The sequence below is a fragment of the Xanthomonas euroxanthea genome (genome assembly GCF_900476395.1).
Lineage (GTDB): Bacteria > Pseudomonadota > Gammaproteobacteria > Xanthomonadales > Xanthomonadaceae > Xanthomonas > Xanthomonas euroxanthea.
On record NZ_UIHB01000007.1, the window covers coordinates 73,138 to 85,674 of the forward strand.

A 12,537-nucleotide genomic window follows, 5' to 3' on the forward strand; every position below is an offset into this window, starting at 1 on the left:
TGGCACCAGGCCACGCTGATCTGTGAAAAAGAACGGGCCCGATGGGCCCGTTCTTCATTTGTCGAAAACATCGACGGGGACGCTGACCCCGTTGCGTGGACGACTCAGCTGGAGCTGTTTTCCACGGCACGGATGTCGCCACGAAATTCGCGCGCGCCCTGCCCGGGCGATGACACTGCATCGCCCTGTTGCTGCTTGAGCATCTGCTTGCGTGCGGCCACCACTTCCTTGGCCAGGGCGATGCGCCGGCCAACCACCATTTCGGTCAGCCAGTCGATCAGGGTCCGCGTGTATTCCTGCTGGTGTTCCTTGATGCTCAATGCGTGATCGGCACCGGCAATCACCCGCGCGCTCAGCGAGCGCGCATTGACGAAGGCATTGGCATAATTGCGCAATACCGGATGCGGCACGATCACGTCGTGTTGCGCCTCCACCAAAAGCACATCGCCCTTGTAGTCGGCACAGGCCGCCAAGGCGATATTGTCGTCCGGGGTCAGCACGCGCTGCCGGTATTCCATCAATTCCGGATCGGCGTTGAGGCTGACCTTGGGGCGATCCCAATGCTCGTCCTTGTACAGCGCAGGCGAGCGTAACGCCAGCCATTCCACCGGGCGTTCGCGCGTCAGCAAGGCGGACAGGTAGCCACCGTAGCTGAGCCCGACCACGGCGATCGATTGCGGGTCGACATACGGCAGGCCGGCAAGCTGATCGTAGGCCGCCTTGATGTCGTCCAGGTTCTGCGCGCGTGTCACGCTCTGGCGCATGGACGCGTAGCCTTCATGGCCACGCAGGTCGAAGGTCATGCAGATGCAGCCAAGGCCGACCGCTTCGCGCGCGCGCACCAGGCTGTGATGCTGGCTACCGCCCCAGCCATGCACGAACAGCACGGCGGGAATGCCGGTGGGCGTGAGCAGGGTGCCACTGAGTTCGTCCTGGTCGACCGGGATCTGGATGCTGGAAAGTTTGGCTTCCATTACGTGGTGGATACCCTCCTGTATTTGAAGCGCGGACCCGGCCCAGGGCGTTCGGCGCGGTAGTAGATCTGCGCATCTGCGGGCGGTTCGCCCTGATAGATCTCGTGCGTGGATGCATGCACCCAGCGCAGGTTGGCATCGTCCTGAAAGCTGCCAATCGCCGCAAGCTCGGCCGGTGTGGCGCCGCCGACGCGCCAGGATTGCTCCAGCACGCCGCAGACCGCACCGTTCCTCCCATCGTCGCCGCTGACCACATCGTAGTTGCGCCGCGAGATGTGCAACCCAGGATAGGCGGCGGTGATGAATCGATCGTATCTGCAGGCTTGCGCGACCACACGCTGTTGCAGGGGCGGTAGCGCCGTCACGGCCAACGCTTCGAGCGATCCGCGATACACATGCAGCGATGAGCCGCCATAGACGTCCTCGCCCTGCGCATTGCGCACGCTGCATTGGGTGCCGTAATAGGCAATCTGGACGCCGGCAACGCATAGCTCGCCCACGCTATGTGTCACCGGCTGCAGGATATTGCGCTCCAGGACCGCACCATGCGTGCCCAGATAGTCCTCCGGCAAGCTGTCCAGCACCTGCGTCAGTTGCGCTGCATCGGCAATACGCCACTGGCCGTTGCCACCCACGCCGGTCGGGAGCTTGAGTCGCACACCGCCATCCGGCAGCAGGGCCTGCAGCGCACGCAGGGCATCGGTGCGCGAAAACACCGTATAGCCCGCCAACGTGGCCGGAATCAGCGCGGTGGCCAGTGCCTGGTTCCATCCGGGGACGCTGGCTGCCTGCTCGGCAATCAGCGGGTGGCCGATCACCTTGGTTGCGAGAAAGGCATGCGGCACGATGCCGCCCAGCAAGTCCGCAGCGTCATCGATGCCGAGTCCATGCGCCTGTTCCGACGTCAGGGTTTCATCGGGCACATGAAACACGGTCTCGGCAACCACGTGTCCGGAGGCGGCACGATGCCCTGCGCCGCGCACGCCCAGCAGCCGTGCAATTTCGCGACAGACCCACGCATGCGTGGCACGCTCATGACCATCCTCGGGCACCGGCCGCGTGACATGCCCCACGACCTGGCAGTACTGCTTGTGCGCCATCACGTCTCCCCTCGCAGCGTCGAACCGCGTGCCGTTGCTGGCTTTTCAAGCAATTGAAACCCGCGCAGTCGGTGATGCAGCGCTACGCCGGCGACGGAAGAACCCGGCTTACTTCAAGGTCAGATAGAACGCAAACACAATTACAAGGACGACGATCAAGCTGATGGCGACACGTCCCCCACGCAACTCCACCAAGGCATGCCACCACACACGTGCTTCCGAGGTGCCGCTGGCGGCTTGCGGCTTACGACTGCTTTCGCTGTCCTGCATCCTGAGTACTCTCATCTCCATCATGTCATCCGACATCCTAAGCATCAGACGTTACACAAGTGTGGAACGATTCAGAATCTTCCGTAAATTGCGGCATTGCGTGCATGTTTGCCCGGACATCATCGCAACGATCGCCCGATGCACGGTGGCAATGGGACCTTGCCGAACGTGGACCTTTCAAAACAATGCAATCGATTGCTGACGGGTGCTCACCGCTGCGATATGACTTGAATCGCCGATGCACGCTGCAGACGACACGACCTGCATGCGCAGCATGTCACGGCGCAAACGAAGCTGACCAGTTAAGCACGCGCTGCTGCGATTGGGCCAATAGTCGGGTTCGATGATCATCCGTTGACACAGCCACGGTTACCCTGCGTGTCAAGTTTGTTTAACCCGGACCACGCGAAGTCATGAGCAGAGACCCATCCGTCATCGATGTACAGGCCGAAATCGCGCATTGGCAGGCGCGTCACGCGCAGGGCAACCTGGGCGCAGGCAAGTTCAGCGAATTGTCCCCGGTGGTGAAAATGGCCTGCGATATCTATCTGCAGGCACCGCGTTCGAGCGATCAGGAACGTCTGCGCCTGTTTCGCGACCGCCTGGAGCATCACTTCATTTCATCCAGCACGCAGTCCAATTACGAGCAGTTGGCGACCGATTGCTGGCAGCGGTTAGGCAACCGCAATAGTTGAGCAAGACCGTTCCTCATTGGAGAGCATCATGAAAACCCCGTATCAAGTGCAGCAGGAGCTGGAGCGATTGGAGCGGTTGGTTCCGCACATCGTCAGCGACCAGGGCGACCGCGCGGAGGACATCCTAGGCTTCCATGTCGCCAGCTTGCTGGGCAGTGCCCCGGCCAGCGAACACGCGTTGATTCGCGAACGCACCGCACGCATGGCGCGCGTGTGCCGCACCGCGCAGGATACGGTGCGCACGCCGGCCAGATCGTTGGGCCTTGGCGCAGTCGCCCAGCCGCAGCTGGCCTGATCGGCAGGCACCGATCCACGCATCACCGGAGCCGCGTAGCGGCTCCTTTGCATTTCACCGTCGGCAGTGTTGGCCGCCTCTTTCCAGGACCTCCATGAAATCCCTTCTTGTCGCGACATCGCTCCTCGCCATGCTTTCCCTTACCGCCTGCGACCGTCCCGGCGGCGATGCGTCGCGGACTGCGCCGGCAGTGTCCCCCGAACCGACTGCTGCACCGGTCTCCGGGACTGGTGCCACCGAACTGGCCAAGGGCGACGCCGCCGTGCTCGGCGTGTTGGTGGCGCTGGATGAAAACGAGATCGCGCTGGCCAAGCAGGCCATTGCCCAGGATCTGGGCGGTGCGACCGATACGTTCGCCAAGCAGCTGCTGCACGACCACGAAGCCAACCTGGAAAAGAGCAAGGCGCTGGGTGCCACCGACAGCCCCCGTGCCGATGCCATGCGCGCCAAGGGCAAGGCGGCAGTGGACGCACTGGCAAAGACCGCGACCCTGCCCGATGGCAAGGACGCCTACCGCAATGCCTTCATGCGCACGATGGTCAGCGACCACGGCGACACCATCAAGATCATCGATGCCGAACTGCTGCCCGCCGCCGAAAGCGCGCCGGTCAAGCAGCACCTGGAAGAAAGCCGGCGCGTGGTGTCGGCGCACTTCGAGCGGGCCCACGCGGTGTCCTCCTCGCGCTGAGCCTGGCGCACCGTCTGCAAGCATCCAACGCGCCGGCCTGTCCGGCGCGTTGGCGTTTGGGCCTCGCCGATCGAGCGCGCTGTCCACCCGACCGCCATCCTGGCGCCACGCGGCGACCGCCACGCATGCGGCAGCGACTTCACCCTGCAGCAGGCAGCGCTGGCCTATCGTGCCGCATCGATTCGGCGCAGGAGTGTCCCCATGCAGTTGCTCATCACCGGCGGCACCGGCTTCATCGGCCAGGCCTTGTGTCCGGCACTCCTGCAGGCCGGGCACCAGGTCAGCGTGCTGACCCGCAACCCGCGCCGCGCCGGGCGCAGCCTGCCCGGCATTACCGCGGTGGACACGCTGGACGGGGTGCGGGCCGATGCGGTCATCAACCTGGCGGGCGAACCGCTGGCTGCCGGTCGCTGGACTGACGCGCGCAAGCAGCGCTTCCGGGCTTCGCGCCTGGGCATCACCGGCCAGCTGCATGCCTGGATCGCGCAGCAGCCGGCCGAACAGCGCCCGTCGGTACTGATTTCCGGCTCGGCGGTGGGCTATTACGGCGAGCGTGGTGACAGCGTCCTGACCGAGGCAGACCCTGCCGGCGACGATTTCTCCGCGCAGCTGTGCCGCGACTGGGAAGCCGAGGCGGCCAGCATCGCCGCACTCGGCCCGCGCGTGAGCTGGGTGCGCACCGGCATCGTGCTCGACCGCGACGGCGGCGCCCTGGCCCGCATGCTGCCGGCGTTCCGTTTCGGTGGCGGCGGCCCGTTCGGCGATGGCAGGCACTGGATGAGCTGGATCCACCGGGCCGACATGGTGGCCTTGCTGCTGTGGTTGCTGGACCACGGCCAGGGCAGCGCCTACAACGCCACCGCACCGACCCCGGTCACCAATGCCGAATTCGCGCGCACCCTGGCCCACGTGCTGCATCGCCCAGCGCTGCTGGCGTTGCCGGCCGGCCTGCTGCGACTGGGCTTTGGCGAGATGGCCGAGCTGCTGCTGATCAGTCAGCGCGTGCTGCCACAACGCGCCCTGGAGGCCGGCTTCCGCTTCCGCTATGCGCGCCTGGACGAGGCGTTGCGCGCCATCCTGCAGCACTGACCCGCGCGTTGCCCGGGCGGGGCCTTGCGCGCAGGGCGGGCCGCCGGCCGCCCTGCGACGGCCGTTAGCCATGCACTAATATTTGCCTAACGACCATCCCCGACAGTGCTGCCGATCTCGGACTGGCCCCGGGCCCGGCGGAACACCTATGCACCTGCTCCTTGTCGAAGACGACACCATGCTGGCCAACGCGATCTGCGATGGCGTGCGCCAGCAGTCCTGGACCATCGACCACGTCGGCAGCGCCAACGCCGCCAAGACCGTGCTGGTGGACCACCGCTACACCGCGGTGCTGCTGGATATCGGCCTGCCGGGCGAATCCGGGCTGACGGTGATCCGCTTCATGCGCGGCCATTACGACGCCACGCCGGTGATCGCACTGACCGCGCGCGGGCAGCTCACCGACCGCATCCGCGGCCTGGATGCCGGCGCCGACGACTACCTGGTCAAGCCGTTCCAGTTCGACGAGCTGATGGCGCGGCTGCGTGCAATCACCCGGCGCAGCCAGGGCCGCGTGGTACCGCTGCTCACGCAGGGCGATGTCTGCGTCGACCCGAGCAGCCGCAAGGTCACCCGCGACGGCAAGTGGGTGGCGCTGAGCGCGCACGAATACCGGCTGCTGCTGGCGCTGATGGAACGCGCCGGGCGCGTGGTCACCAGGGACCAGCTGGAAGAAGGCGTCTATGGCGGCCCGTGCGAAGGCGGCAGCAACATGATTGCGGTGTACGTGCACCAGCTGCGCCGCAAGCTGGGTGATGCGCTGATCTCCACGGTGTATGGCCAGGGCTACATGGTCGGCAAGGCACCGGAATGAAATCGCTGCAGGCGCGCATGCTGGCGGCGCTGGCCGCAATCGTGTTGCTGAGCTGGTGCACCTCCCTGTGGATCCTGGTCGCCCTGGTCACCCAGGGCCATCACAGCGTGTTCGAGCAGGAACTCAACATCTTCGGCGACCAGCTGATCGGCACCCTGCCCGACGCGCTGGAGCACCGCTTCGATACGCAAGCCGAGCCGCAGGCTGCGCTCGACGCGCGCGCGCCGAGCGGCAATGTGTCCTCGCGCATGAGTTTCAAGCAGACCCTGATTGCGATGGTGCTCAACACCGTGCAACTGGGCGTGCTGGGCCTGCTGGTGTGGTGGGCGGTACGCACCGCGCTCGCGCCGCTGCGCACCATTTCCAGCGCCATTGCGCAGCGCACCGGGCTGGACACCGAACCGGTGCCGCTGGCGCAGGTGCCGGAGGAGATTCGCCCGCTGATCGGCTCCTTCAACTCCCTGCTGGCCCGCGTAGAAAAGACCGTGCAGGCCGAGCGCGATTTCGTGGCCGATGCGGCGCACGAACTGCGCACGCCGCTGTCTGCGCTGCATGCCTATGCCGAGGTCGCGCTGCGTGCGCCCACGCTGGAGGCCAAGGACGCGGCGCTGCAGCAGCTGCTGGAAACCGCACGGCGCAGCAATCGGCTGGCTGCGCAATTGCTGGATCTGGCGCGGCTGGATGCAGGCATCAGTTCGGCGGCGTACCGGCAGGTGGACATGGGCGAGTTGATCTCGCATGTGCTGGACGAATTCAGCGTGCAGGCCGACGCCCGCCACATCACTCTGCAGGTGGAGGCATCGCCGTGCCTGCTGCGTTGCGATGTGGACGCGATAGGCATCCTGATCCGCAATCTGGTCGACAACGCCATCCGCTATGGGCGCCTCCACGGCACGGTGGAAGTGAGTTGCGGCTACTGCCTGCGCGCCGATGCGCTGCATCCGTTCGTGCAGGTCAGCGATGACGGCCCGGGCGTGCCGGAAAGCGCCCACGCGTCCATCTTCGAACGCTTCTACCGGGTCGCCGGCAGCCAGGTGCAAGGCAGCGGGATCGGGCTGTCGCTGGTGGCCGGTATCGCGCGCCTGCACGCGGCGACCATCGAAACCTGCGAAGGCCACCAGGGCCGCGGCCTGTGCGTGCGCGTGGTGTTCGCCGGCGAAGGCGTGCGCCGCACTGGCTGAACGCAGGCGGCGCGCGGCGATCGCCTATCGCCTGTCGTTATCGCCCAAGCCAATAAGTTTCCAACACCCGCTGCCTACAGTGCACTCACCGCATGCATCCAGGATGCCTGGTGATGGTCAACTCGATCCGTTCCACCCCGCTCGTCCCCGCTGCCGTCGCGCTGCTGGCACCGCACGCGGCCGCCAACGACAGCGTCATCCCTGCCGCCGTCACCAACGCGGCACTACGGGAATTCCGCTGTGGCCGCACAGGCACGCGCAATCGCGACATCTGGCGCGCACTGCCGGATATCCGTAGCGCGCGCCAGGCACGCCGGCTGCAGCGCTGGGCCAACGGCGGTGTGTTGTTCACTGCCGCCGCAGTGGTGTTTGCGCTGGCGGTGGCCAGTTATCTGATGCATTGAGCGCGCGGCCCCGCTCGCGCGTGCTTGTCCCTATCTGCTTCCTCTCCAGGTATTTGCCCATGTCGTCGTATTCCCTTGTCCGTTGCTGCGCGCTGCTGGTTGTCGGCGTGACGCTGATCGGTTGTGCCAGTACGCGCCCGATGCCGTACAGCCAGTTGCCATCTTCAAGCTATCTGCGCCCGCACGTTGGCAGCCGCGGTGACCGCATGCCGTACGCCTACCAGGGCGCGGTGGATTGGACACGCTACCGCGCCGCACTGATCGAGCCGGTCAGCATCTATCGCGGTCCCGACGCGCAATTCGAAGACGTGCCCGAGCAGGACAGACGCATGCTCGCCGATTACATGCAGCAGGAGTTCGGCAATGCGATCGGGCAGCGTTGGCAACGCGCGACAGTGGCCGATCGAGACACCTTGCGCGTGCGCATCAGCCTGACCGGTGCCAAACCCAGCAAGCGGGTGCTGGGCACCTTCATGAAGGTGGATCTGGGCGGCGGTTCCTATAACGCGGTGCAGGCCGCACGCGGCAAGGAAGGCGCGTTTTCCGGCTCGGTCAGCTACGCGGTGGAAATCTTCGACGCGCAGAGCAACCGCCTGCTCGCCGCCTAAGTCGAAAAACAGTACCCGAGCGCAATGAACATCAAGGCCAGCCTGGGCGCCTACGACGCTGCGAAGGCGGGTATCCGCAAGGGCGCCGAGCAGTTGGTCAAGGGAATGGATTAGCTGGGATTCGGGATTCGGGATTCGGGATTGGAATCGGGAATCGGGAATCGGGAATCGAGAATCGAGAATCGGATTATCGGAAGCGATGGCTTCTAGTTTCCTTCTCCCACCGGGAGAAGGTGCCCTGCAGGGGCGGATGAGGGTACGGACCAGAGGCCCAATCCAGCCCAGATGTCAGATTCGATTACCTGCCCGATCACAGGAGCACAGCAAGACCGCGGTCGCCGGGTCACCGATCAACCCACGAAAAGGCCGGCGCCGTACGGACAGCGCCGGCCTTTGTCAGTTTGCACGGCCCACGTGTTGTCAGCGGGCCATGCCCTCTTGGCGCTGCAGCCTCAGCGCGTGACCCGCTTGGCCGCCTTCTTGCCGACGGCCTTGCGGGCGGCGGTGGTCTTGGCCACGGCGCGCGTGGCCGGCGTCTTGGTGACCTTGGCGGCCTTCTTCAAGGTGGTCTTGGTCACCGCCTTCTTGAGCGGCACCTTCTTCACTGCAGCCTGCTTGGTGGCGGTCTGCCTGGCCACCGGCGCCTTCTTGGCGGCGGGCTTGACGATGGTCTTGGCGACCGGCTTCTTGACCGGGGCCGACTTGGCCACCGCCTTCTTCGCTGCCGCGCGCGCACCCACCGTGGCCACCGCGCTCTTGCGCGCCGCGCTCTTGGCGGCCGTCTTGGCACTGAGCGCCGCCGCTTCGGCCTTGGCATTGGCCTTGGCGGTCTCCAGCTTCTGCCTGGCGCTGGCCTTGCTGTTGGCCAGTTTCTGTTTGGCAGCATCGGTGGTGGTGCTCAGCTTCTGCTTGGCCGCATCCTTGGTGGAGGCGAGCTTCTGCCTGGCGGCAGCACTGGTGGCGGCCAGTTTGTCCTTGGCGGCCGCTTTGCCCGACACCAGCGAACGCTTGGTCTTGGCCACGCTGCGCTTGACCGCGGTGGCTGCATCGCCGGCTTTGTCGACGACGCGCTGTTCGACCTTGACCACGGCCTTGCGCGCCTTGGCGACGCCGGTCCTGACCTGCGCCGCCGCCGTGCCGGCCGCGTCCTGCACGCTGGCCACCGCGTCGCTGGTGGTGCTGGCGATGGTCTCGCCCAGTTCGGTGGCCGTGCTCTTGACGCTCTCGACAGCGTCGGACAGGGTTGCCGTCACACCATTGCCGTTGTTCATAGACCCTCCTTAAGGGCGTCAGTGCGGAAAACGCGGGCGATGCGCAGCGGCATGCGTATGCTGAACAGGCATCGGATCAAGCGGACGCTACGCCGGGCTCAAGCGGCTGTCAACGCAGCGCCCGCAAGGGATCTGCTGCGCTTTCACCAGGCGTTAAATTGCCCGCTGGCACTCTCGTTCAGCTTGATTTACGCAGCCAGACGCCCTATTCCTCTTCCACCGCGTAACCCGGACTTCGTTGCATGCGCCCGCTGCCTACCTTGCTGACACTTTCCCTGGCCGCTGCCTTCGGCGGTTTTGCCGCCACCGGCATCAATGCCTGGATGGACAACCGCGCCGAGGCCACACCGGCCGGCGCCGCCACCACCTTCAGCCTGCCGGCGGCTGCCGCGTTGCCGGCCGCCGTGGCCGGGCAACCGGTGCCGTCGCTGGCGCCGATGCTGCAACAGGCGATGCCGGCGGTGGTGAGCGTCAACACCAAGCAGGTGGTGCGCGTGCGCAACCCGTTCTTCAACGACCCGATCCTGCGCCGGCTGTTCCCGGAGATTCCGCAGGACCGCATCAATGAATCGCTGGGCTCGGGCGTGATCATCGATGCGCAGAAGGGCTACGTGCTGACCAATCACCATGTCATCGAAAACGCCGACGACGTGCAGGTTACGCTCGGCGACGGGCGCACGGTCAAGGCCGATTTCATCGGCTCCGATGCCGATACCGATATCGCGTTGATCCGCATCAAGGCCGACAAGCTCACCGACATCAAGCTGGCCGACAGCAACGCGCTGCGCGTGGGCGACTTCGTGGTGGCGATCGGCAACCCGTTCGGCTTCACCCAGACCGTCACCTCCGGCATCGTCTCGGCGGTGGGCCGCAGCGGGATTCGCGGGCTGGGCTACCAGAACTTCATCCAGACCGATGCCTCGATCAATCCAGGCAATTCCGGCGGCGCGCTGGTCAACCTGCAGGGCCAGTTGGTGGGCATCAACACCGCCAGCTTCAACCCGCAGGGCAGCATGGCCGGCAACATCGGCCTGGGCCTGGCGATCCCCTCCAACCTGGCGCGCAATGTGGTCGAGCAACTGGTGACCAAGGGCGTGGTCGTGCGCGGCACGCTCGGGCTGGAAACCCAGAACCTCACCCAGCAGATGCTGCAGGGCCTGGGTGTGGATTCGTTGCGCGGCGCCCTGGTGACGCGCGTGTTGCCAGGGTCCGCCGCGGCGGCCGCAGGCGTGCAGCCGGGCGATGTGGTGGTGGCGGCCAACGACCAGCGGGTGGACAGCGCAGAGGCATTGCATAACTATGAAGGCCTGCAGGCGGTCGGTAGCGCGGTAAGGCTGGAGATTCGCCGCGATGGCAAACCGCTCACGCTCACCGCGACACTGAAGGAGCAGGACCGCGCAGTCACCGGCGACATGCTCGACCCACGCCTGGGCGGCGCCACCTTCGTGGATCTGCCCGAATCGCTGCGCCAGTCCGGCATCACCGGCGTCATGGTCAGCGAGGTCAAACGCGGCGGTCGTGCTGCAGCCAATGGTCTGGTCACCGGCGATGTGATCGTGGCCAGCAGCGTGGGCGAGTTTGCCGATCTGGCCAGCTGGCGCGCCAATTTCCAACGCAAGCCGCAGCAACTGGTGGTGCGCATCCTGCGTGGCAATGCGCAATACGACGCGTTGATGCGTTGACATGGCGTGCACTGCCCTCGACCTGCACTAACACCTCCTACACCGCAGCGATGCTATTGCTGCACCACGCCCGCATGCTGTTCGCGGCTGCCATCAATGACCGAAGGAGATATCGCATGAGCCCCACCAATACCGACCAGCTGAAAGAAAACCTGAGCGAAGCCAGCACCCACCTGAAGTCTGCCGCCAGCGCCGCAGGCGAAGCCGTCAAAGGCGCCACCAGTGCTGCCGGCGACGAACTCAAGCTTGGTCGTGCCAACGTCAAGGCAGAGCTCTCCGATACCGCACTGGCCGGTATGGCGGCTGCCGAGTTCGGCGGCGCCGCTGCCAAGGAGCAGCTCGACGTGCTGGTCAGCAAGGGCAACGACCTGCTGGAAAGTGCGACCGATCTGATCCGCGAGCGGCCGCTGGCTGCGTTCGGTGTGGCGTTCGCGACCGGCTGGATCATTGCCAAGCTGGCACGCAGCAACGACAACTAAGTCGTGAGCGATCAGGCCTCCACAGCTGCCGCCTCCGACGCGCCCAACGCGCGGCCGGAAACGCCAGGACTGGACGAAAGCGTACGTGCGGTCGGCGCAGCCGGCCGTGCGACGCTGGGCTCGGCCAAGGACACCAGCCGGGCATTGCGCCGGCTGGTGTCGGCCGATTTACAACTTGCACGCAGTGCCTTCGGGCGCGGACTGGCCTGGGCATGCGTTGCCGTGGTCTTCGGCGCCTCGTCGTGGCTGTTGTTGGCGGGTGCGATCATCGCCCTGCTGCAACGCGCGGGGCTGTCGTGGTTCCAGGCGATGTTTTTCACCGCGTTGGCCAGCCTGTTGGTCACCGGCATCGCGGCGTGGCGCGTGTTCTTCTACTTCGACCACACCGGCTTGAATGCAACACGCCGTCAGCTGGTCAAGCTGGGCATCTTCGATGACAGCAGCGACGACGACGATGCCCATGCATCGGCTGCCACTGGAGCACGTACATGAAGTTTGGCACCTTGCGTCAGCGCGTCGATCGCGCGGAATTCCTGGTGGAAGGGCGCGCACAGGAAACGCGCCTGCATTGGGGAGAACTGCGTGACACCTGGCGTGCCGGATGGTCCCCGTTGCGGATCATGGTGGCCGGGTTCGGCCTGGGTTTTGTCACCGGCCGTAACGAACCGCAGGCGGCGTTGGGCAGTATCGCCAGCAAGCTGGGCGGTATCCCGAAAATCCTGCAGATGATCAGCACGATTTCTGCGCTGTTCACTGCACATCGTGCGCAGGAAGCCTCCGAGCAGGCCGAACGTGCCGCCGACAATGCCGAAGAGGTCGCTGCCGATCCACCGGTGACGGTGGTGCAGGCACCGGTTGATCGCGCCGCATAATGACGACGGTCCCGGGCCATCGCCCGGGATCACGCTGCGCAAGGTGTGCCACCCGGTACACGGCAGAGCCCGCCACTGACATCGTTCGGGCCTGACATCCTGCGCACACCCTCTG

Annotated in this window: 16 protein-coding genes and 1 pseudogene; 12 read left to right on the plus strand and 5 right to left on the minus strand. The window is 65.6% G+C overall.

Features of this window, described 5'->3' with window-relative positions; all coding sequences use genetic code 11:
- Positions 1–104 precede the first annotated feature (104 nt).
- The 4 genes from CPBF1521_RS19515 to CPBF1521_RS21540 form a co-directional block, all read right to left on the minus strand.
- Positions 105–974, minus strand: a complete 870-nt coding sequence (locus tag CPBF1521_RS19515) for an alpha/beta hydrolase family protein (protein WP_115678001.1) — start codon at positions 972–974, stop codon at positions 105–107.
- Complete coding sequence (locus tag CPBF1521_RS19520) at positions 974–2,074, minus strand: DUF3182 family protein (RefSeq protein WP_115678002.1); 1,101 nt, start codon at positions 2,072–2,074, stop codon at positions 974–976. The genes CPBF1521_RS19515 and CPBF1521_RS19520 overlap by 1 nt, the downstream gene beginning before the upstream one ends.
- Before the next feature lie 108 nt (positions 2,075–2,182).
- Positions 2,183–2,359: a hypothetical protein gene (locus tag CPBF1521_RS21535; protein ID WP_164739817.1), complete on the minus strand. Its 177-nt coding sequence runs from the start codon at positions 2,357–2,359 to the stop codon at positions 2,183–2,185.
- 162 nt (positions 2,360–2,521) lie between these two features.
- Positions 2,522–2,695 carry a hypothetical protein gene (locus tag CPBF1521_RS21540; RefSeq protein ID WP_181901300.1) on the minus strand — a complete coding sequence of 58 codons (174 nt, stop codon included), beginning with the start codon at positions 2,693–2,695 and terminating at the stop codon, positions 2,522–2,524.
- Between the two features lie 62 nt (positions 2,696–2,757).
- Here CPBF1521_RS21540 and CPBF1521_RS19525 point away from each other — a divergent pair, with 62 nt between their 5' ends.
- From CPBF1521_RS19525 to CPBF1521_RS19565, 8 genes and pseudogenes are all read left to right on the plus strand, one after another.
- On the plus strand, positions 2,758–3,039 hold the full coding sequence (locus tag CPBF1521_RS19525; protein ID WP_104584871.1) for a hypothetical protein: 282 nt from the start codon (positions 2,758–2,760) through the stop codon (positions 3,037–3,039).
- 28 nt (positions 3,040–3,067) lie between these two features.
- A complete protein-coding gene (locus tag CPBF1521_RS19530) occupies positions 3,068–3,334 on the plus strand; it encodes a hypothetical protein (RefSeq protein WP_164739212.1) in 267 nt (88 codons plus the stop codon).
- A 94-nt stretch (positions 3,335–3,428) separates the two neighbouring features.
- A complete protein-coding gene (locus CPBF1521_RS19535) occupies positions 3,429–4,022 on the plus strand; it encodes a DUF4142 domain-containing protein (RefSeq protein WP_104584867.1) in 594 nt (197 codons plus the stop codon).
- Positions 4,023–4,223: 201 nt separating this feature from the next.
- Entirely contained in the window at positions 4,224–5,111 is an 888-nt protein-coding gene (locus CPBF1521_RS19545; RefSeq protein ID WP_115678005.1) for a TIGR01777 family oxidoreductase, read from the plus strand.
- A 148-nt stretch (positions 5,112–5,259) separates the two neighbouring features.
- The gene (locus tag CPBF1521_RS19550) at positions 5,260–5,925 is read left to right on the plus strand and encodes a response regulator transcription factor (protein ID WP_104584865.1); all 666 of its coding nucleotides are present in this window, start codon (positions 5,260–5,262) and stop codon (positions 5,923–5,925) included.
- Positions 5,922–7,106: an ATP-binding protein gene (locus CPBF1521_RS19555; protein WP_115678006.1), complete on the plus strand. Its 1,185-nt coding sequence runs from the start codon at positions 5,922–5,924 to the stop codon at positions 7,104–7,106. Before CPBF1521_RS19550 ends, CPBF1521_RS19555 begins: the two co-directional genes overlap by 4 nt.
- Positions 7,107–7,219: 113 nt before the next feature.
- Entirely contained in the window at positions 7,220–7,510 is a 291-nt protein-coding gene (locus tag CPBF1521_RS19560) for a hypothetical protein (RefSeq protein WP_104649963.1), read from the plus strand.
- A gap of 59 nt (positions 7,511–7,569) precedes the next feature.
- Positions 7,570–8,232: pseudogene (locus tag CPBF1521_RS19565) on the plus strand (DUF3313 domain-containing protein).
- Positions 8,233–8,570: 338 nt separating this feature from the next.
- On the opposite strand, the gene CPBF1521_RS19570 reads toward CPBF1521_RS19565, so the two are convergent.
- Complete coding sequence (locus CPBF1521_RS19570; protein ID WP_104649961.1) at positions 8,571–9,389, minus strand: histidine biosynthesis protein HisIE; 819 nt, start codon at positions 9,387–9,389, stop codon at positions 8,571–8,573.
- 242 nt (positions 9,390–9,631) lie between these two features.
- On the opposite strand from CPBF1521_RS19570, the gene CPBF1521_RS19575 reads away from it, so the two are divergent.
- The 4 genes from CPBF1521_RS19575 (at position 9,632) to CPBF1521_RS19590 (ending at position 12,422) form a co-directional block, all read left to right on the plus strand.
- Positions 9,632–11,071 carry a Do family serine endopeptidase gene (locus CPBF1521_RS19575; protein WP_104584857.1) on the plus strand — a complete coding sequence of 480 codons (1,440 nt, stop codon included), beginning with the start codon at positions 9,632–9,634 and terminating at the stop codon, positions 11,069–11,071.
- A gap of 116 nt (positions 11,072–11,187) precedes the next feature.
- A complete protein-coding gene (locus tag CPBF1521_RS19580) occupies positions 11,188–11,550 on the plus strand; it encodes a hypothetical protein (RefSeq protein WP_006450942.1) in 363 nt (120 codons plus the stop codon).
- A gap of 3 nt (positions 11,551–11,553) precedes the next feature.
- Positions 11,554–12,042 carry a hypothetical protein gene (locus CPBF1521_RS19585; RefSeq protein ID WP_104584855.1) on the plus strand — a complete coding sequence of 163 codons (489 nt, stop codon included), beginning with the start codon at positions 11,554–11,556 and terminating at the stop codon, positions 12,040–12,042.
- Positions 12,039–12,422, plus strand: a complete 384-nt coding sequence (locus CPBF1521_RS19590) for a hypothetical protein (protein WP_115678007.1) — start codon at positions 12,039–12,041, stop codon at positions 12,420–12,422. Before CPBF1521_RS19585 ends, CPBF1521_RS19590 begins: the two co-directional genes overlap by 4 nt.
- The last annotated feature ends 115 nt before the right edge of the window (positions 12,423–12,537 follow it).

What these genes read in the sequence shown, in the direction of transcription:
- CPBF1521_RS19580 (WP_006450942.1), top strand. Translation starts at nt 11,188, where the DNA reads ATGAGCCCCACCAATACCGACCAGCTGAAAGAAAACCTGAGCGAAGCC.
- CPBF1521_RS19555 (WP_115678006.1), top strand. Translation starts at nt 5,922, where the DNA reads ATGAAATCGCTGCAGGCGCGCATGCTGGCGGCGCTGGCCGCAATCGTG.
- CPBF1521_RS19515 (WP_115678001.1), bottom strand. Translation starts at nt 974, where the DNA reads ATGGAAGCCAAACTTTCCAGCATCCAGATCCCGGTCGACCAGGACGAA.
- CPBF1521_RS19530 (WP_164739212.1), top strand. Translation starts at nt 3,068, where the DNA reads ATGAAAACCCCGTATCAAGTGCAGCAGGAGCTGGAGCGATTGGAGCGG.
- CPBF1521_RS19570 (WP_104649961.1), bottom strand. Translation starts at nt 9,389, where the DNA reads ATGAACAACGGCAATGGTGTGACGGCAACCCTGTCCGACGCTGTCGAG.
- CPBF1521_RS19560 (WP_104649963.1), top strand. Translation starts at nt 7,220, where the DNA reads ATGGTCAACTCGATCCGTTCCACCCCGCTCGTCCCCGCTGCCGTCGCG.
- CPBF1521_RS19545 (WP_115678005.1), top strand. Translation starts at nt 4,224, where the DNA reads ATGCAGTTGCTCATCACCGGCGGCACCGGCTTCATCGGCCAGGCCTTG.
- CPBF1521_RS21540 (WP_181901300.1), bottom strand. Translation starts at nt 2,695, where the DNA reads ATGATCATCGAACCCGACTATTGGCCCAATCGCAGCAGCGCGTGCTTA.
- CPBF1521_RS19575 (WP_104584857.1), top strand. Translation starts at nt 9,632, where the DNA reads ATGCGCCCGCTGCCTACCTTGCTGACACTTTCCCTGGCCGCTGCCTTC.
- CPBF1521_RS19520 (WP_115678002.1), bottom strand. Translation starts at nt 2,074, where the DNA reads ATGGCGCACAAGCAGTACTGCCAGGTCGTGGGGCATGTCACGCGGCCG.
- CPBF1521_RS19525 (WP_104584871.1), top strand. Translation starts at nt 2,758, where the DNA reads ATGAGCAGAGACCCATCCGTCATCGATGTACAGGCCGAAATCGCGCAT.
- CPBF1521_RS21535 (WP_164739817.1), bottom strand. Translation starts at nt 2,359, where the DNA reads ATGAGAGTACTCAGGATGCAGGACAGCGAAAGCAGTCGTAAGCCGCAA.
- CPBF1521_RS19550 (WP_104584865.1), top strand. Translation starts at nt 5,260, where the DNA reads ATGCACCTGCTCCTTGTCGAAGACGACACCATGCTGGCCAACGCGATC.
- CPBF1521_RS19590 (WP_115678007.1), top strand. Translation starts at nt 12,039, where the DNA reads ATGAAGTTTGGCACCTTGCGTCAGCGCGTCGATCGCGCGGAATTCCTG.
- CPBF1521_RS19535 (WP_104584867.1), top strand. Translation starts at nt 3,429, where the DNA reads ATGAAATCCCTTCTTGTCGCGACATCGCTCCTCGCCATGCTTTCCCTT.